We start from the raw sequence: 17,047 nt of genomic DNA on the forward strand, positions 1-17,047 counted from the left end.
TGTTCCCCTAAAAAGGTCTTTCCATATGGCTTGCTTCTCTTGTCGAACTTGGAATTCGATAGGAATCGGCCTCAGGCTCCAATTTTCTACGCATGGAATCGTTGCCAAATAATCTTTTTAGGAGCCCGATCGGGGTGAAGAGCACGAAAAAGATGACGGAAAGGATGATTCTGGTGTTGATCCATCCTAAAATCTCACCGATCCACATCCAAACCTTGTGAGGGTAGTAAAGAGATTTCGGAAAAACCGCTCCTAGAAAAACAACGGCAGAGCCTCCGTAAACCAAATAAGGATTCCAAGATCCTCTGTTTAAGTAAGGAATGAGAGCGCCGAAAACAAGAGCTAAAACTCCTCCTACTATGAAAGCGAACTTGCGTAAGTCGGAAGGAGTAGGTTCTATTTTATCATGTGACATTGTGAGTTTCCTATCAATCTAATTCGAATTCTTGTTTCCAAGACTCGTCTTTTTCCACAACAGGTTGGTCTTTTTTATCCAGAACGTAGTTTTCTACGACCAGGAAGTCCATCTCCGTTCTCATAAAACAACGATAAGCATCTTCGGGAGTGGAAACGATAGGTTCTCCTCTCACGTTGAAGGAAGTATTTACTAACACAGGACAGTCGGTTAATTTATCGAATTCTTTGATCAAAGAATAGAACTTGGGATTTGTCTCCGAATGAACGGTTTGGATTCTTGCAGAATAATCGACGTGAGTGATGGAAGGAAGGGAAGATCTGGGAACATTCAATTTTTCGATTCCGAAAAGCTTCTGTTGTTCCGCACTCATTTGAATTCTATGTTTTTCTAAAACATCTGCAACGATCAGCATATAAGGACTTTTTGCTTTGATTTCGAAATAGTCGGATACTTTTTCCGCAAGCACCGCAGGTGCGAATGGACGGAAACTTTCCCTGTATTTGATCTTCAAGTTCATGACGGACTGCATCTTTTGATTTCTAGGATCCCCTATGATGGAACGTCCTCCCAAAGCTCTCGGTCCGAATTCCATCCTGCCTTGGAAATAACCGATTACGTTTCCTTCGGAAAGAACTTGCGCTAGTTTTTCTTCCAGTTTGCCGTCAGGATAATACGAGTATTTGGCACCTAACTTATCTAAGCTTTCTTTCACGGAGTCGTTGGAGTATTTAGGGCCTAAGTAAGAACCTTTCATGGAATCGAGAGGATTCACTTTTCTAGGATGATTTTTGTATTCGTAATGAGCGGAGAGAGCCGCACCTAAAGCACCACCTGCATCTCCTGCAGCAGGTTGGATGAAAATTTCATCGAAGATTCCCGCCTTCAAGATTTTACCGTTCGCAACGCAATTAAGCGCCACACCACCTGACAGACATAAGTTTTTGATTCCAGTTTCTTTTCGAGCGGAACGAGCCAGCCTGAGCATCACTTCTTCTGTGACTTCTTGTACGGACCTTGCTAGATCCATTTCTTTTTGCGTAAGAGTGGATTCGCTTTTGCGAGGAGGGCCTCCGAACAATTTATGAAACTTATCGTTCGTCATCGTGAGTCCGGCGGCGTAATTGAAATAATCCATATTCAGACGGAAGGTTCCGTCTTCTTTCAGATCGATCAGATGTTTGTAGATGAGATCGGTGTATTTGGGTTCTCCGTAAGGAGCAAGTCCCATTACCTTGTATTCTCCTGAATTCACTTTAAAGCCTGTGTAATAAGTGAATGCGGAATAAAGAAGACCGATGGAATGAGGAAAGTCGATTTCCCAAAGAGGTTTGAGTTTGTTGCCTTCGCCTATCCAGGCTGAGGTGGTAGCCCATTCTCCTACTCCATCCAAACAAAGAACGATCGATTGTTCAAAAGGACTTACGAAAAAAGTGGAAGCGGCATGCGCTTGGTGGTGTTCCGTAAAGAGTAAAGCGGGGGAAGTTTTCGTAGGAGAAAGGGAAGAGAATTCTTTTTTCAAAGTGCTTTTGAGAAAGAGTTTTTCCTTCAACCAAACGGGCATAGCTGAGAAAAAGGAAATCAAACCTTTGGGAGCATAGGCAAGATATGTCTCTAAAAGTCTTTCGAATTTGACAAGAGGTTTATCGTAGAAAACCACATTGGCGATTTGATCTACTGTGATCTTTGCTTCCTCTAAACAGTATTGAATGGCATGGACGGGGAAGCGGGAATCGTGTTTTTTTCGAGTGAAACGTTCTTCTTGGGCGGCCGCTAGAATCTCTCCATTTTTAAGAAGACAGGCGGCACTGTCATGATAGTAGGCAGAGATTCCCAATATGTATTCGTCTGGCATGATTTTTGTAGCTTGAGAACTGAAAGACGGGTGTCAACCAATCTTCTGGATCATCATTTCTCGATTACCCAACCCCTTTCATAAGGCTGGGAAGTTTTGATTTCTTGGAAACCTGTGTGTACTTTCAATTCTTCGAATTCATAATAAGTCGAAATTCCATCAGCAGTAACAACTGTGAAATGCAGATGCGGTTCGTAAGACATTCCCGAGTTTCCTACTTCAGCGATGGGATCGCCTCTTTTGATTTTTTGACCTTTGGTTACTTTGATGCTTCCGTGTTTCAGATGTACATAGAAGGAGAATAAACCGTTTTCATGTTTGATCTGGATGTCGTTGCCGTCACCGAAATGAATGTCTCCTAAACGAGTGTTGTCATTGGATTCGTCATGCAGATCGAAAACGACTCCATCCTCTACCGCATAAACGGTTTGCCCGAAAGAATAATAATCGGAATTGTTTTTACCCAGAGTGCCCGGTTTGAGGCGGGAGCCGTATCTGTCCACATGAACGAAATCGTAACTGTATTTTTCGAAACCGCTGTGAGTTCCTCCCGCATCGAAAGGAGAAGCCGTCGCGACGAAACCGTTTAACGGAAAATAAATACCTAAAAAAGAAGTTCGATTCGGATGGGAGTTTTCGAAACGTTTCATTCCGTCTCTGAGGAAAAAATTCGCTTCTTGCTGCATTTGTTCCGCAAGGACAGGATCGTTTCTTCTTTGCTTCATGCTGAGTTTATTCAGAACGGAACCGTAGAATACTTTTAGATCGATATCGTCCGGATATTTCTGAGACTTATCTTTTAAGAAGGAAATCAATTCGGAGAAACTTTCATCCAAGTTTGAAATTTGATTCCAAATGCTTAAAAAACCTATTCCCTGTTTGCCGGGAAGAGAGGAATATTTTTTGATATAAGGAAATGCTTCCGAGAGCTTTGTGAAATTTTTTTCCCGAATCCATCGGTTGACCAGCTGTGAATAGATATAAAGAAGATTTTGGCTGTAATTTTTCTGATCCGGTTCTTTTTCGTGTGCTTTCGTGAAATAGGGAAGAGCTTTTTCAGGATCGGTCTGAAGCCAACCAAGAGCGATGATTAGGTTCGCCTTTTCATTGTTAGGAAGATATCGGGAACTTTTTTCGGAAAGTAAAATCGCCTTTTGGAATTGGCTTTCATCCAAAGCGTCGGATGCTTGGTCCAGATAGATGTGACCGATTTGTTCTTGGAAATGTTTTTCATTCGGATATCGTTTGTATCCTTCCGAAAAAATCTGGATCGCTTCCTCATAACGTTTCTGTAGCCGCAAAGAAAGTCCGTATAAGTTTGTGCTCCATTCCGAATCTTTAAGTGAAAACGCTTCTTTGGCAATCGAGTGATTTTCTTTTGAAATCGAATCTCTGTCAAAATTTGTTTTTTTTAAGATCGAATGGAAAGAACTGCAGAGAGAATAAGAAAGTTCTTCTTTTAAAATGTTTTCTTCCGGCCATTTGGAAATGGCAGCCCTAGCTTTGCCGATACTTTCTTCTACGTTTCCTGAGTTTCTAAGAATTCCTATCTCAAGGCCTCGGAAGATTTTTTCTTCAGGGTATTCGGAAACTGCTTTTTCGATGAGAGGTTTGGCTGCTTCCCAATCCTGCGCATTGATTTTTTTTTCGATTTTTTCCCAATGATCTTGAATGGATTCGGCGGAAAATAAAGAGAAAGGAAGAAAGAATAAAACGAAAAATAAATAAGCAAAGTTAAATGAAATTTTTTGTTTCATACGGCAGTTAAGTATAGATAGGGTTTTGTTCTCTGTCAATGTAAGTTTTAGAAGACTTGAGAATCAGAGACGGAAATCAAAACCGGGCTTTGTGATGATTATCTTTAGGAAGGAGAATCGAAATTTTCGTTCCCGATTGGGAAACGAAAGAGATTTGTCCTCGAATTTGTTGTGCTAAACTTTGTACCAAAACGATTCCGATTCCTTGTTCCGAATTCTCCAAAGAAGCGATCCCGATCCCATCGTCCTTCACAACTAATTCGATAGAGTCCTCATGGACATGGAGATCGATTTGAATGGTTCCTCTTTTTTCTCCGATAAATGCATGTTTGATGGAATTCGTGACCAATTCATTCAGAATCAAACTCAAAGGCATAACGATATCCACATCCAGTTGTAAATTCGTATCTAAAGATTCTATGAAATCGATATTCCTAGTTTCTAAAGAGTAAGCATCTTTCAAGTGTCCCAGGATGGAAAGAAGAATGGAATGGGCATCCACCTCTATTAAATTAGGTGATACATAAATGGTTTTGTGTACCGAGGCGATGGCTTGGATTCTATTTTGAGCGATTTTGATGAATTCTGACAGATGAGGGTTCTTTTGTGATTCCGACTGCATGGACAATAATCCCGAAACGATTTGTAGATTATTGTTCACTCTGTGATGAATTTCCGTGAGTAGTTTAGATTTGAGAACTAGATCTTTCTGAATCTGCTTTTCCTGCAGCATTCTTTTTTCTTGAGACTTCTGCATCGAATCCACGTAAAGAAAAATTAACAAAAACAAGGCGAATAGATCTTTTGCGAAACCTTCGTATTCATCCAAATCGGAACTGATTCCACTATGTTCCAAAATATTCGAGATGCACACGAAGAAAGGAATAAAAAGGAGAATCATTGCAAAAATCCCTGCACCTTTATGAATCCGATTTTGACGGATGCGAAACAAAGTCAGCACGGAGGATGCAACGTAAAATATAATCGCTATTAGGTTTAAAATAACTGTCGCATTCATAGAGAATCCAACCTTTCTTCTTTAAAGTGTTTCCAAATCCCTAAAAGAAAAAACAAACCGGACAAAGAATAAAAAAAATGTTCCAGGAAATTGAAAGCGACGGGAAAATAAAAACCTTCAGCAACTGTAAAAACGTTACTCATCCAAATGGAAAAAAATCCTAAAAAGAAATATTGGTAACGAGGGATCAGTCCTTCCAAATAGAGGATGATGAAAATAACTAAACCGATGCTGTCAAAGATAAGATTTAAAACTTCACTAGCTTCCATGTTATTCGGTGTTTTCCTTCGCAGAAGTTTATTCCTTCTCGAATCAAATGGAAATCATAATTTTAGTTTTAAACCTCCGGGCGCCTCGAATTTAGTTTGAAAATTATCATTTTTTTTCAAAACCGACCGGGCTCTCCGCTCGAATGAAACGAAACAGGAGGTTTCGCGACCGAGAGCGTGAAATCAGTTTCGTTTCATTTCCGCTACGATCCCTGGCGCGGGAATGATTCGAATAGGCAAAAAGGTGAAAACATTTGAATAAAAAAATCGAAATTGAGGAATCTGATTCCCAAAGCGACTGATGCGTGATAGATGGACGTCAATGGGTGGCGGGTGGATAACCCCACCCATTGAGTAGGGCGGGGATAGTATACTCTCAAAAACCACCCCAGCGCCATGGATCGACCGAGCGTCCTCGTCGAGGGAGAGCCGGATCGCCATAATCGAAAAAACATATATTCTCGAAAATATGCGAGGCGCCCCCAGCAAACATAAATAAAACGTTCGTTGTCGATTTTGAATTAGAGAAGATTTTGCTTTTAATAGAATTTGTCGAGTGAGTTTCTAGCGGTGACGGAGGCCATGGATGGCCGAAGTTCGTTCGTCATAACAGGATGTTATGCGAACGAGAGCTAGAAATGAAACTCGACTTGGAGACGCCGGGAGTCGGTCTCCGTCGCCTTCCCATCCCGGTCAGGCAGACTCCGACCCGTCCCACTCGCGTCCTCGCACCTCGTGTGCTCGGAAGATGCGTTTTACGCTCCCTATGGGTCGCTAACGCATCTAACGCTCGCGGTCGTTCTCCTCCCGTCGAGTTGTATTGTGTGATAGTTGTTTAACTTTGGTTATATGGAAGTTCGGATTTTGGAGACGCCGGGAGTCGAACCCGGGTCCTATCGCCCTCAAATGCAGCTTCTACACGTTTAGATTGCAAATAAGATTCGGATGGCCTAACCCTGCAATCGGGGGATTCCTTCCTATCCGACTTTAAGTTCTTATGCGGCCGAAGTCGAAAGCGACCTACATAAGTCCCTTGAGAGGTGTCGGTTTCTTAGCCACCAAGGGAAACAGCCAGAGAAACCGTAGAGCTTAAAATTAAGCTGCTAGAGCAAATTCGTTATTTGCAGTTATTGTTTTGAAGGTTATTAAGTAGGACCCTCACCTCTACGTGCCACTGAACCCAAGCCAACAACAGTCGAAACCAATGTCGTCCCCGTTCTATGAATAGACTCAAGGAAGCACGGGAAGGTTCTTTGAAAAGTAAAAAAGTATTGAACCGGAAAAGAATCAGAATCTCAATGAAAAGGATCGTTATGTCCTATCCATTTCCCGTTTTAATCCTTATTCTTCTTTCTTTTCTCTTCCAGCAGTGCAAAGCCAGCGAGGCTCCCGATGCGGCGCAGGTGGCTCAGTCCCTTTACGGTGACAATACGGAAAAAACGGTTCGTATCTTGGGTTCTAAGGTCATCAATTTGGATGAAGATCCTGAATTAGAATCCATCGTTCTTTCCCAATCCGGCCAATCGGAAGCGGTTTCCGTTTATAAGAAACAAGGAAGCGGTTGGAAGTTCCTTTGGAAACAAGAGTTCCATCAATTGAGTTTAGGAAGTTTCTTTTACGATTTGAAAAAAAGATCTTGGGAACCGGGGACGATTCCCGGGAAAGAGAAAAAAATTCTGGAAGGAGACTGCATCCGCAGGATCGTTCTGGCCGAACTTCCCGGAGACAATTTCAATTCCGTTTTTATGGAAGTGTTATCCGAAGAACCTCCGTTAGGTTTATTTTCCGTTCCCTTTGCCTTTCGAAAAGGCGTCAAAATTTGGGACGGTTTGCAGTTGAAAGAACATGAGGAATTGGTTCGCTCCAAAAGAGTTGATTTCGAATATTCTAATAAAGAGAAAACGGTTCGTATTTTCCCTACCAATCCGAACTATTCCCAGGAATTCGTTTTTAACGGCTGGGAAATGATTCCTAATCTTCCTATGCAGCCGATTCCTTCCTTCGTTTCTTTGGAAGTGGAACCTAAATTGGAAGTTGGCAAAGAATCGAAGGTGACTTTGCAATTGAAGAACAGAGGCAATTATACGACCGTCACTTATCTTTCTCTTTCTTTCCCCGAAGACGCAAAGATCAGACTCACAGAAAATTCGCAAGGGATTCGGTTGTACCAAAAAGGTGCCACGGTTTATAACATCGTCTCCAATAAACAGGTTCCCGCATCACATTTATTAGTGGAAGTGACAAAGGAAGGATGGGGTTCCAATTATAAACAAGGAGTTAGTTTTTATTACACTCCTCAATCTCCCGAATCTCTTTCCGGAAAAATTCTTTTCCGAGCTTCTTTTAAGTTCTATAAGGAGATCGTATCCATACCGAATCGTTTTTCCGTGAACAAAACGGAAATAGACCAGCAAGGCTTTCCTACTTATCCTCTCTTTATGGAACACAAATGAAAGATAAATTGTCCAAAGAGCTTTATGCGGCGAGAGAAGAAATTGTCCGCGTCCAGGTAGAAAGGTTCCACGAATACTATTCCCATTATTTTGTGCAGAAAGAAACCATTGAGATGGCCAAATTTTTCTTCGAAACCGTTTATAATTTGGAAGGAAAAGAGGAATGGGAATCCCTTGCCCTCACTACCTATGCCAAAGTGAAACACATGATGAAAGAAGGCACACGGGAAAGTGTGGAACGTTTGATCGAATTGAATACGATCACGGATGATTTAGACATTCGATTGGGGCAGTTGATTTTGGATAAAGGTTGGAAGCCTGGAACAAAATTATCCCAAGCAGAATATGCACAGTATTTCAAAGAACTAGGGTTAGCTGATGTTAGAAAAAAACAATTGGAAGTGGTTCTTTTTAATCTCAAAAAATTTTACGATTTAGCCCATCGTCCCATCAATTCTTATATCATTAAACCTGCTGCCGTCATGTCTCGTATGTTGGGAGTGTATCCTTTGTTTAAAAAAGTGGAGCAGGGTTATTACGCTACTTTACCCGTTTCACAAGAGTTATTCGGTAGTTTCTTCTCAGAAGTGGAAAAAAGGGAATGGGAATTTTTACATTCCTCCTTTCCCGAGTTGAAGGATTCCCATTGAGAAGACGCAGATTCGGAAGATCTTCCGCTTCGGAAGAAGAGAATGTTCACGGGCAAGAAAGATGGCTTCTTACCTATGCGGATATGATCACTCTGCTTTTGGGTTTGTTTATCATTCTATATGCAATCAGTAAAGTTGATTCCAAACGTTTGACGGAAGTGGCCACCGAAATCAAAAAGGGATTCGGTTTGAATCTTTCTTCTATGGGGATCATCGTAGAAGGTGGTTCCGGAATTTTAGAAAACGATTCTATGGAACCTAAAACTCCCGTCTATCGCTTGTGGGAAAAAATCGGTTATGCATTGAAGTCTTTGAAAGAGAAAGCGAAACTCAAATTGGGTTTGGCGGAGACGGAAGAATTGAAACTCACTTTCCTCACTCCCGATCTATCTTCTGAGAATATTGCGGACGATGACCCCGATCTTGAATTCGCATTCGCACAATTGTCCGAACTTTCCAAAGGAATGGACATAGACATCGTGGTGAGAGTGCAGATTCCTTATGAAAAATCTTTGGATCAATCCAAGTTCCAAAATTCCTGGGATTATCATTCTCATAGGGCTTCCCTTGTAGCCGAAAAATTAGTCACTCGTTACGGAATCCCCAAAGAACAAGTGTCTGTACAAGGTTATGCGGTGTTTCAAAAATCGAACGATGCGGACACTCCAGAAAAAAAAGCAAAAGACGAAAGAATCGAAATTTTAATCAGAAAAAAGGAATCTTCTCAGTGAACCATCTACAACAGTCTCAGTTTTCTCTTCGTATCCTGTTTGTTTCCGTACTCGTCTTATCTCTGTTTGTTTCTTGTAAAAAGCAAAAGGGAATCGACTCGGGAGAATGGAAGGACGAATCCTTAAAAATGACTGCGGAACTTTGCGAAAAGTATAGAAAATGCGCAGATCCTTCCTGGTCGGCCATTCCGGATAAACTGAAAGATTTTTCCAAAGACAGAATCGAAGAAGCGAATTGCCAAAAACGTTTCCGAGAAAGTAACGCCTATAAACTCATCGGTGCTTCTCCGGAGATCATAGTAGGTTTGTATCGAGAATGTCATAAACAAGTTTTAAATTTGTCTTGTGAGGATTTGAGGCAGGGCAAACTGGACTCTGTAGTTCCGTGTTCGGAATTCAAAAAAATCCAATCAGGAAATTGATCTGAATGCTCAGAGGGCTTCGTAGATTAAACAGATACGAAAAGCGAATATTAGATATTGTTAAAATAGGCGGGAAACTCGTCCGTTTACAACAATTCGGTTTTTCCCGCAAAACAGAAGAAGGTTTTCGTTTCCCCATCCATGCTTTGGAAATAGGTACGGAGAAAGCGATTCAAAAAAAGCCTGTAGGGATCGTCGCAGGAGTTCATGGTTTGGAGACCGTGGGAATACGCATCCTTCTCGATTTTTTGGAATACATTCTGCATAAAAAAAGCGACGGGTATATGACCGAACTTGAAAAAGGTAAGGTCGGTTTGGTTGTGATTCCTATTGTCAACCCGGGGGGAGTTGCCAAAAAAACAAGATCAAACCCTGCCGGAGTCGATTTGATGCGTAACTCAGGAGTGGAAGCAGAGTCTGCTCCTCTTTTATTTGGGGGACAAAAATGGACTTCCAAGTTACCGTATTACAGAGGTAATTCGCTCGAACCCGAATCCAGAGCTTTGTATCGTTTTGTACATCATTATTTTTATCCCAATGAAAATGCGATTATGCCCGTTTTGGATCTTCATTCAGGATTTGGAACCATCGATCATGTTTGGTGGCCTTATGCGGGAACCAAATCGCCTTGCCAGGATACTCCCGTTTACGAAAAAATTTCCGAATTTTTAAAGGTGATCAAAAGACATTCTCGTTTTAAATTCGGACCGCAAAGCGAAACTTATACGACTCACGGAGATCTTTGGGATCGTTTTTATGATCATTATGTGGAGAAGGTGAATGATGGCAAAAAAAATGCCCGTTTTCTTCCTCTGACTTTGGAAGTGGGAACCTGGTCGGACATTAAGGACAATCCTTCCAAAATTTTTCGTAAAAGGGGAATTTTCAATCCTGCGAAAGAAAACAAGTTCGAAACGATCGTTACGTATCGTGATTTTTTGAGAGACTTCGTTCTTCTTGGCCAGTCCAATTTGAAGGATTGGAAATAAATTTTTTCTAATCCTTCTTTTCTCTTTCTTTATTAATTATTTTCAAAGTCCTTCTTTGATCGGTTTGTTCGAACTTTCCTTTCGTTTGCAGATAATGAAATGCGAATAATTCCGCATCTCTACGGATTCATACGTTCCTAAGAGACTGCTTTTGAAAATAATTTCAATACAATTGCAGCAATTGCAGCTCCAGTGAAAGGAGCAGCTACCGGTAACCACGCATATTTCCAATTAGATGGTCCTTTTCCCGGAATGGGGAGAATCCAATGGGCGAGTCTAGGTCCAAGATCGCGAGCAGGATTGATCGCATATCCTGTGGTGCCTCCCATAGAAAGTCCTATGGCCCAAACCAAAACTCCCACTAATGTGGCTCCGAACCCTGGCACCAAACTTCCGTTTGCTTCCGAGAAAATGGAATGGATTCCTAAAATAAGGACAAAGGTTCCCAAAGCTTCGCTGATAAAATTAGAAGGAGTGTGTGTCACTGCGGGATCGGTGGAAAACACTGCTAGAACCAAACCTTTGTCTTCGGTTTGTTTCCAGTGAGGATAGTAGTGTAAAAATACTAAAATTCCTGCGCTAAAGGCACCCAATACTTGCGCTAAAAGAAAAGGTAAAAAACGTTCGAAATGGCCGGATTGGATGCAGACGGAAAGAGTGACTGCCGGATTGAGGTGCGCTTCAGGACTTCCGAAGGCTTTGGCCGTAAAAATTCCGAAAACCACGGCAAAGGCCCATCCTGCTGTGATGGAAATCCATCCTGCATTTTTTGCTTTTGATTTTTCAAGAAGAGCGCCTGCTACCACTCCGTTTCCTAAAAGAATCAGTACCAAAGTTCCCAAATATTCGCCTAAGAATTCATTCATGCACTTTCCTTGTCTTCTTTCGATCAGAGATCGAGATTAAGGTGACATAGGTTTCTCTTGCAATCATAATTAGATGGTCAGTTCCTCTATTTTATTCTAGGATTTTCATGCGAACCAGAAATTCTGGGAAAATCGACCATGAAAAATAAGGCTCTCGAGTACCACTCGCGGTTTCCCAAAGGAAAAACCAAAGTTGTTCCTACGAAACCAACTGAAAATAGTTTTGATCTCTCTCTCGCATACTCTCCGGGTGTCGCCTACCCATGTTTGGAAATTGAAAAGTCCCCCGAATTGGTTTATGAATACACGAACCGGGGCAATTTAGTCGGAATCATCACAAACGGAACTGCAGTACTCGGTTTAGGAAATATAGGAGCCTCCGCAGGAAAGCCTGTAATGGAAGGCAAGGCGGTTCTTTTCAAAAAATTCGCCGGCATCGATGTATTCGATATCGAGATCAACGAAACAGATCCGGAGAAATTCATAACAATTGTTAAATCCTTGGAGCCTACGTTCGGCGGTATCAACTTGGAAGATATCCGTGCTCCTGAATGTTTTCATATCGAAAAATCTTTGGACACTCAGATGGCAATCCCTGTGTTCCATGACGATCAACACGGAACAGCGATTATATCCACAGCCGCTCTTTTGAATTCTTTGGAGATCACTGGCAAAAAAGCAAACAACTTAAAAGTTGTCATCAACGGTGCAGGAGCTGCTGCGATTTCTATCGCGGAGATGCTCACTCGCATCGGAGTAGAACATCAAAATATTTTTATGTTGGATTCCAGAGGTGTGATCAACGACAAACGCACCGGTCTGCACGAAACGAAACTTCCTTTTATCCGTAAAACAAACGCTAATTCTTTGGAAGATATTTTCCCTGGAACCGATTTATTTATCGGAGTTTCCATCGGAAATGTGGTAACTCCTTCTATGGTGAAAGCGATGGCAAAAAACCCTATCGTATTCGCTCTCGCCAATCCCGATCCTGAAATTCCTTATCCGGATGCAAAAGCGGCTCGCAGCGATTTGATTATGGCAACTGGCAGAAGCGATTATCCGAACCAAGTGAACAATGTGTTGGGTTTTCCTTTCATTTTCAGAGGAGCCATGGATGTAAGATCCAAAGTGGTGAATATGGAAATGAAACTTGCCGCAGCATTTGCGTTAGCTGAATTGACCAAAGAACCGGTTCCGAAAGAAGTATCTTCCGCATACGGTTTGGATCATATCGAGTTCAACGAAGATTATATCATTCCTAAACCTTTAGATGCCAGAGTTCTTTACAGTGTAGCTCCTGCCGTGGCGGAAGCTGCCGTGAAATCAGGAGTCGCACAAATTCCTTACCCTGGTCGTGAAGAATACAAAGCGATTTTGGCAAATATCATGGCTCACCAACGTGAAAAATTGGTCGGGGCGATCGATTAAAAGACAATAAGAATTAACGATGGTATTTTAAAAGATACCATTGAAAAAACTTTAGGCGGTTAAAAGCAATCCTGTTTTCCATAACGGGAAGTATGATCTGCGTCATTGCCCATTATCACAATTTATATTCCTGAATTTAAACAACTGAGATAAATGCAGGGATATCTTTTTCACAGCCTCTCTTTGTCTTTCTGACTCAAATCGCATTATGTCATATTTTTCTCCAAAGGCACGACTCGAAAAAATTTAAAAAAACAACATCGAATGTGAAAAAAACTCTTTACAAAAATTGTGCGATGCACACACTTGAGTTGTGCGGTGCACAAACAGGTGAAAAACCCAGGAGCTAAACAATGGAAAAACAAATCATGGACATCCTCAACGCTGGAATCGGAATTTTCCAATCAGGAAAAGAAGGTTTAGACAAAGCTAAAACTCAATTAGAGCAAACTTACAACGAATTGGTTTCCAAAGGCGCTTTGGACAACTCCGAAGAATCGGTAAAAGTTCGTCAGTCCGTTGACAAAATCCTAACAGACATTAAAGAGTTTTCTAGTGTAGCTGGTAAAAACTATGATGAAACTCGTTCGAAAATCGTTGAAAACTACAACAAAATTTCTGAAGAGATCAAATCAAGAATGCCAGAAGGCAAAATCGAATCAGTAAAAGCAAAAATCAATGAAGTTGCTGAATCGATCAAGAAAACAGGTGCTACTTCCGCAAAAGCGTAAGTTTCACTCTTCTGATTTTAATATGCAAAGGGCCGGGTGACCGGCCTTTTCTTTTTATACACATTGACATAACATTAATTTTATTCGATACTGTTATCGATGGAAAGAAAAACCTTCATTCCCTTATTTTTCGCATTACTACTTTTCTCATGTAAGTTAGCCGATCTTCGTCCGCAGATATTGAACAGTGCGGGAGACAATCCCGATCTCAAAAAGAAGGCATTATTTTTAATCAATAACCCCGCAGAACAAAGACTGACTCCTGAAGACTGGAAAAACTACAAACAAATTCAGTTTACCGTTAAGGATGTATGGCATTCCAAGTTCGTAAAATTTTTCACACCCATCAAAGAGAACGAACAAAGATTAAAGGTTCAGATCGACTTCGAAAAAGATACCATCGAAGCGGAACTTCTCAATGGTCCTGAGAAGGGTTTGGTTTACGGTTTGGCCAAAAAAGAGCCTTATCAGATCGCTCATGATACGGGAAAGGTTTTTACGGGAGACGATGAGGTTCGTATTTATTTGGAATCCTTGCGATTGTATCTTCTTATGGTTTGGAAGATCCGAGAATACGAAATTCTACTTTATTCGGGAGAGATGCAGAAGGTGGGTAAAACCTACGATTCCGCCTATGCGACTACAGGGGTTTTGGAAGCAAACCCTGACTCCGATCAATATTTAGCATATTATGATAAAGAATCCGGTGCTTTGGAATGGGTCGAATTCACTTACAGGGAATTATTCAGTTGGTACAAAGGTGTTTTGAAATTCGGCTATTACGAAGATTGGAACGGCAAATTATTTCCAAAACGAATTTCCATTCTCGCTCGCTTCGAAGATCAGGACTTTGTTCATGAAATCAGAATTGAAAGAATCGAAGTCCCTAAAAAACCCTTAACGGAAGAACAAATCATCCAGGAACAGAATTAGGTTTTTAGTTAAGAAACTTATCTTTTGAAAAAAGTAGTTCCGTTTTCAGTGAAAGTCAATGTTCTGTCGAAGAACAAGATTTATTTGAAAAAAACATTACGTTTAGTAAAATTACGATTAGTTACCATTTATAAGTTTTTGATCCGGCACAGTATATGCTTACCGTTTTCGGTAAGCATATCTTTTGTTTTAGTTAAGTGAGAATCGAATCGGAACCAATACCTTTACGGTGATCGGCTTTCCTTCCATAATGGAAGGTGAAAATCTTTTTTTGCGGTATGTGTCTATGGCTGCTTGTTCCAGTCCACCACCTAATGTTTTTCCTACGGAACGCACTCTTAAAACCTCTCCTGTGTTCGCAATGATCACTTCCAAAGTCATAGTTCCAGTGATTCCCGCAGATTTCGCTTCGGGAGTGTATTCCGGTCTTACGTTAGGTGACAGATCGACGGGAGAAGTCGCACCGGATACGATGGGATCGGAAGCTCCTGCAATCCTAGGATCTTCCTTTTTTTCCACTTTTTCCTTATCCGTAAGATCGAAATCTCCATCCGTCGGTTTGGAATCCGACACAGGTTCTTGGATTTGAACGTTATCGATAAACGCCACTTCTTCCACCAAACTGTCCAAGCTGTCCCCTTCAAATTTAGGAGTGAACCAGAACAGTAGGATCAGAATTTGCAATAATGCGGAAAGTCCGATACCGGTTTCCATCCGGTAACGATCTATGAATCTGTGAATTCTTTCTCTTTTGGATCTTTTGGGCAATGTTACGGAATTCACTTTAGTTTCCTTTTAAACCGCCACCTTGAGTGGTTTTGGTTACCAGTGAGATTTTTAAGGCTCCCACTTCTTTTAAGGATTCGAATGCAGCATCTAACTCCGCATAGGAGAGATTTTGATCCGCATGAATCAGGACTTTTAGATCCGGAGTCGTAGAGAGTTTGGCTCTAATTTCGCTGAGTGCTTCATTCATCGGTCTTTCCACCGAATTGAAGTATACGGTTCTTTTCTCGTCGGCGCTTAAGTATAGGTTCGCAATTTTTTTATTCAATTGTTCCCCGCCGGGTACGTCCGGAAGATCGATCGGAAGATCTGGATCCGAATCCAATACGGAGGTTACCATAAAGAATACCAGTAAAAGAAAGGCGATGTCCGCCATAGAACTCACCGGAACCGAAGGGGGGACTTTTTTTCTACGCAACATATTATTGTTTTTTTCTCACTGAGATTTTTTCAAATCCGCGCAATTGAACCGCTGACAAAGCATCCAACATCTTTCCATACTTTGTATCGCCGGTAGTAACAATTAACGCTAGTTTATTGGGAAGATCGGGGATTTCCATTTTATTCAAATCTTCCCGGAATTCCTTTAGATTCTCATATTCCTTTGTTCCGAAAGAAGGATTTCTCATTTTGTATTTATCCTGTGTTACTAGGATTTCATACACGTTCTTTCTTAAGAACGGTTGAGGCTCTGATTTCTTTTGAGGAAGAGTGATATTCAATCCTTCCTTTACAAAGAATACTGCAGTTACCATAAAAAATACTAAGAGAAGGAAAGCGATATCCGACATGGATGCCGCGGATATCTCTTCTAACTCTTGTTTTTTCTTTAACTTGATCATGGGTGAAGCCTATTACGCCTGTTTCCCTGCTTTGAGTTTGAGGTATTCCTTATAGATTTTGTTGGCTGCTTCTTCCACTTCGGAAGTAAAGAAACCTACTCTTCCTTGTAAGTATTGGTAGAAAGTCATTGCTGGAATCGCTACGATCAAACCCGCTGCAGTCGTGATCAAAGCTTCTTTAATACCGCCCGCAACCACTTTCGCATTTACTTGATCCGCATTTGCGATCGCATCGAATGCGTTGATCATACCGGATACGGTTCCGAGGAATCCTACTAGAGGAGCGATGGTGGATACTGCGGATAATACTGTAAGTCCTTTCTCCAAAAGTGTCATAACTTCGCCTGCTTCTCGTTCTACGCCGGATGCGAAAATTTCAGGATCGTTCTGGGATACTTGCATGCCGTTCACAAGAACGTCGGTGATTTTTTGCCCTTTGTTCTCAGTTAGAAAATCTTGAGCGCCTTTGAGTCCGCCTGCATCGATTGCATCTTGTAGGTCTTGGTTGTAACCTTTACGAACCAGTTTAGATGTTAGGAAGAAATAAATTCTTTCGAAGATGATTCCGAATCCTACGATTGAGGAGAACAAAAGCGGCCACATGGACCATCCGCCGGCAACAAACAAGGAAATAAGTCCGATTTCGGATTCTGCCGGTTTAGAAGGTGCTTCTTCCGCAGGCGCTTTTGCTGCAGTTTCCGCTGCGGGGGCAGCAGGAGCTTCCGTAGAAGTTTCGTTAGTTGTTTGTGGTATTGTTGGATTCGCTTGGGATTCAATACGGCCTGCAATGGCAAGAATTGCGATAAGAGCGATTAGAAAAGATACCGAGCCTAGTGCTCGCGTCTTTTTCAATGGAAAGTTCATGAATGTCTCCATATCAGATTGATATGTTTCAAAAT

At 41.5% G+C, this 17,047-nt stretch carries 18 protein-coding genes and 1 other RNA gene; 8 read left to right on the forward strand and 11 right to left on the reverse strand.

The features are described 5' to 3' along the window. Nucleotides 1-7: 7 nt before the first annotated feature. The 6 genes from EHS15_RS19290 to ssrA all read right to left on the reverse strand — a co-directional run bounded on the left by EHS15_RS19290 (nucleotide 8) and on the right by ssrA (nucleotide 6,529). On the reverse strand, nucleotides 8-415 hold the full coding sequence (locus EHS15_RS19290; protein ID WP_135759270.1) for an SxtJ family membrane protein: 408 nt from the start codon (nucleotides 413-415) through the stop codon (nucleotides 8-10). Between the two features lie 13 nt (nucleotides 416-428). Continuing rightward, entirely contained in the window at nucleotides 429-2,270 is a 1,842-nt protein-coding gene (locus tag EHS15_RS04130; RefSeq protein WP_135759271.1) for a carbamoyltransferase family protein, read from the reverse strand. A 53-nt stretch (nucleotides 2,271-2,323) separates the two neighbouring features. Next, entirely contained in the window at nucleotides 2,324-4,027 is a 1,704-nt protein-coding gene (locus tag EHS15_RS04135; protein WP_135759272.1) for a M23 family metallopeptidase, read from the reverse strand. A gap of 76 nt (nucleotides 4,028-4,103) precedes the next feature. Then, entirely contained in the window at nucleotides 4,104-5,045 is a 942-nt protein-coding gene (locus tag EHS15_RS04140) for a sensor histidine kinase (RefSeq protein ID WP_135759273.1), read from the reverse strand. Beyond that, nucleotides 5,042-5,314, reverse strand: coding sequence for a hypothetical protein (locus EHS15_RS04145; RefSeq protein ID WP_135759274.1), 273 nt, complete (start codon nucleotides 5,312-5,314; stop codon nucleotides 5,042-5,044). The genes EHS15_RS04140 and EHS15_RS04145 overlap by 4 nt, the downstream gene beginning before the upstream one ends. Before the next feature lie 862 nt (nucleotides 5,315-6,176). Next, nucleotides 6,177-6,529: a transfer-messenger RNA gene (gene ssrA / locus EHS15_RS04150) on the reverse strand. 98 nt (nucleotides 6,530-6,627) lie between these two features. Here ssrA and EHS15_RS04155 point away from each other — a divergent pair. The 5 genes from EHS15_RS04155 to EHS15_RS04175 are packed head-to-tail and all read left to right on the forward strand — an operon-like array spanning nucleotide 6,628 to nucleotide 10,559. After that, nucleotides 6,628-7,767, forward strand: a complete 1,140-nt coding sequence (locus EHS15_RS04155; protein ID WP_135759275.1) for an LIC13341 family surface-exposed protein — start codon at nucleotides 6,628-6,630, stop codon at nucleotides 7,765-7,767. Then, nucleotides 7,764-8,417, forward strand: coding sequence for an FFLEELY motif protein (locus tag EHS15_RS04160; protein WP_135759276.1), 654 nt, complete (start codon nucleotides 7,764-7,766; stop codon nucleotides 8,415-8,417). Before EHS15_RS04155 ends, EHS15_RS04160 begins: the two co-directional genes overlap by 4 nt. Beyond that, nucleotides 8,414-9,148, forward strand: coding sequence for an OmpA/MotB family protein (locus EHS15_RS04165; RefSeq protein WP_246051884.1), 735 nt, complete (start codon nucleotides 8,414-8,416; stop codon nucleotides 9,146-9,148). Before EHS15_RS04160 ends, EHS15_RS04165 begins: the two co-directional genes overlap by 4 nt. Then, nucleotides 9,145-9,570, forward strand: a complete 426-nt coding sequence (locus EHS15_RS04170) for an LA_2478/LA_2722/LA_4182 family protein (protein WP_135759278.1) — start codon at nucleotides 9,145-9,147, stop codon at nucleotides 9,568-9,570. The genes EHS15_RS04165 and EHS15_RS04170 overlap by 4 nt, the downstream gene beginning before the upstream one ends. A 5-nt stretch (nucleotides 9,571-9,575) precedes the next feature. Further along, nucleotides 9,576-10,559 (forward strand): M14 family zinc carboxypeptidase, encoded by a 984-nt coding sequence (locus EHS15_RS04175; RefSeq protein WP_135759279.1) that lies wholly within the window; start codon nucleotides 9,576-9,578, stop codon nucleotides 10,557-10,559. A gap of 137 nt (nucleotides 10,560-10,696) precedes the next feature. Here EHS15_RS04175 and EHS15_RS04180 read toward each other — a convergent pair whose 3' ends face one another. Then, on the reverse strand, nucleotides 10,697-11,425 hold the full coding sequence (locus EHS15_RS04180; protein ID WP_135759280.1) for an MIP/aquaporin family protein: 729 nt from the start codon (nucleotides 11,423-11,425) through the stop codon (nucleotides 10,697-10,699). Nucleotides 11,426-11,563: 138 nt separating this feature from the next. Here EHS15_RS04180 and EHS15_RS04185 point away from each other — a divergent pair, with 138 nt between their 5' ends. The 3 genes from EHS15_RS04185 to EHS15_RS04195 all read left to right on the forward strand — a co-directional run bounded on the left by EHS15_RS04185 (nucleotide 11,564) and on the right by EHS15_RS04195 (nucleotide 14,520). Next, nucleotides 11,564-12,856 (forward strand): malic enzyme-like NAD(P)-binding protein, encoded by a 1,293-nt coding sequence (locus tag EHS15_RS04185; RefSeq protein ID WP_135759281.1) that lies wholly within the window; start codon nucleotides 11,564-11,566, stop codon nucleotides 12,854-12,856. Between the two features lie 353 nt (nucleotides 12,857-13,209). After that, nucleotides 13,210-13,587, forward strand: coding sequence for a phasin-related domain-containing protein (locus EHS15_RS04190; protein ID WP_135759282.1), 378 nt, complete (start codon nucleotides 13,210-13,212; stop codon nucleotides 13,585-13,587). A gap of 99 nt (nucleotides 13,588-13,686) precedes the next feature. Beyond that, complete coding sequence (locus tag EHS15_RS04195; protein WP_135759283.1) at nucleotides 13,687-14,520, forward strand: LBF_0142 family lipoprotein; 834 nt, start codon at nucleotides 13,687-13,689, stop codon at nucleotides 14,518-14,520. Nucleotides 14,521-14,709: 189 nt separating this feature from the next. Here the strand turns inward: EHS15_RS04195 and EHS15_RS04200 are convergent, their stop codons facing one another. Genes EHS15_RS04200 through EHS15_RS04215 form a run of 4 tightly spaced genes read right to left on the reverse strand, consistent with a single transcriptional unit; the run spans nucleotide 14,710 to nucleotide 17,012 of the window. Next, complete coding sequence (locus EHS15_RS04200) at nucleotides 14,710-15,303, reverse strand: energy transducer TonB (protein WP_210416285.1); 594 nt, start codon at nucleotides 15,301-15,303, stop codon at nucleotides 14,710-14,712. A 1-nt stretch (nucleotide 15,304) separates the two neighbouring features. Then, nucleotides 15,305-15,727: an ExbD/TolR family protein gene (locus EHS15_RS04205; protein WP_135759284.1), complete on the reverse strand. Its 423-nt coding sequence runs from the start codon at nucleotides 15,725-15,727 to the stop codon at nucleotides 15,305-15,307. Nucleotide 15,728: 1 nt separating this feature from the next. Further along, entirely contained in the window at nucleotides 15,729-16,148 is a 420-nt protein-coding gene (locus EHS15_RS04210; protein ID WP_135759285.1) for an ExbD/TolR family protein, read from the reverse strand. 12 nt (nucleotides 16,149-16,160) lie between these two features. Next, a complete protein-coding gene (locus tag EHS15_RS04215) occupies nucleotides 16,161-17,012 on the reverse strand; it encodes a MotA/TolQ/ExbB proton channel family protein (RefSeq protein ID WP_135759286.1) in 852 nt (283 codons plus the stop codon). Between the last annotated feature and the right edge of the window lie 35 nt (nucleotides 17,013-17,047).

Origin of the sequence: Leptospira idonii (assembly GCF_004770995.1) — a bacterium.
Classification (GTDB): Bacteria; Spirochaetota; Leptospiria; order Leptospirales; family Leptospiraceae; genus Leptospira_A; species Leptospira_A idonii.

Coding starts and splice junctions, on each gene's coding strand:
- EHS15_RS19290 (WP_135759270.1), bottom strand. CDS start 415: ATGTCACATGATAAAATAGAACCTACTCCTTCCGACTTACGCAAGTTC.
- EHS15_RS04130 (WP_135759271.1), bottom strand. CDS start 2,270: ATGCCAGACGAATACATATTGGGAATCTCTGCCTACTATCATGACAGT.
- EHS15_RS04135 (WP_135759272.1), bottom strand. CDS start 4,027: ATGAAACAAAAAATTTCATTTAACTTTGCTTATTTATTTTTCGTTTTA.
- EHS15_RS04140 (WP_135759273.1), bottom strand. CDS start 5,045: ATGAATGCGACAGTTATTTTAAACCTAATAGCGATTATATTTTACGTT.
- EHS15_RS04145 (WP_135759274.1), bottom strand. CDS start 5,314: ATGGAAGCTAGTGAAGTTTTAAATCTTATCTTTGACAGCATCGGTTTA.
- EHS15_RS04155 (WP_135759275.1), top strand. CDS start 6,628: ATGTCCTATCCATTTCCCGTTTTAATCCTTATTCTTCTTTCTTTTCTC.
- EHS15_RS04160 (WP_135759276.1), top strand. CDS start 7,764: ATGAAAGATAAATTGTCCAAAGAGCTTTATGCGGCGAGAGAAGAAATT.
- EHS15_RS04175 (WP_135759279.1), top strand. CDS start 9,576: ATGCTCAGAGGGCTTCGTAGATTAAACAGATACGAAAAGCGAATATTA.
- EHS15_RS04180 (WP_135759280.1), bottom strand. CDS start 11,425: ATGAATGAATTCTTAGGCGAATATTTGGGAACTTTGGTACTGATTCTT.
- EHS15_RS04185 (WP_135759281.1), top strand. CDS start 11,564: ATGAAAAATAAGGCTCTCGAGTACCACTCGCGGTTTCCCAAAGGAAAA.
- EHS15_RS04190 (WP_135759282.1), top strand. CDS start 13,210: ATGGAAAAACAAATCATGGACATCCTCAACGCTGGAATCGGAATTTTC.
- EHS15_RS04195 (WP_135759283.1), top strand. CDS start 13,687: ATGGAAAGAAAAACCTTCATTCCCTTATTTTTCGCATTACTACTTTTC.
- EHS15_RS04205 (WP_135759284.1), bottom strand. CDS start 15,727: ATGTTGCGTAGAAAAAAAGTCCCCCCTTCGGTTCCGGTGAGTTCTATG.
- EHS15_RS04210 (WP_135759285.1), bottom strand. CDS start 16,148: ATGATCAAGTTAAAGAAAAAACAAGAGTTAGAAGAGATATCCGCGGCA.
- EHS15_RS04215 (WP_135759286.1), bottom strand. CDS start 17,012: ATGAACTTTCCATTGAAAAAGACGCGAGCACTAGGCTCGGTATCTTTT.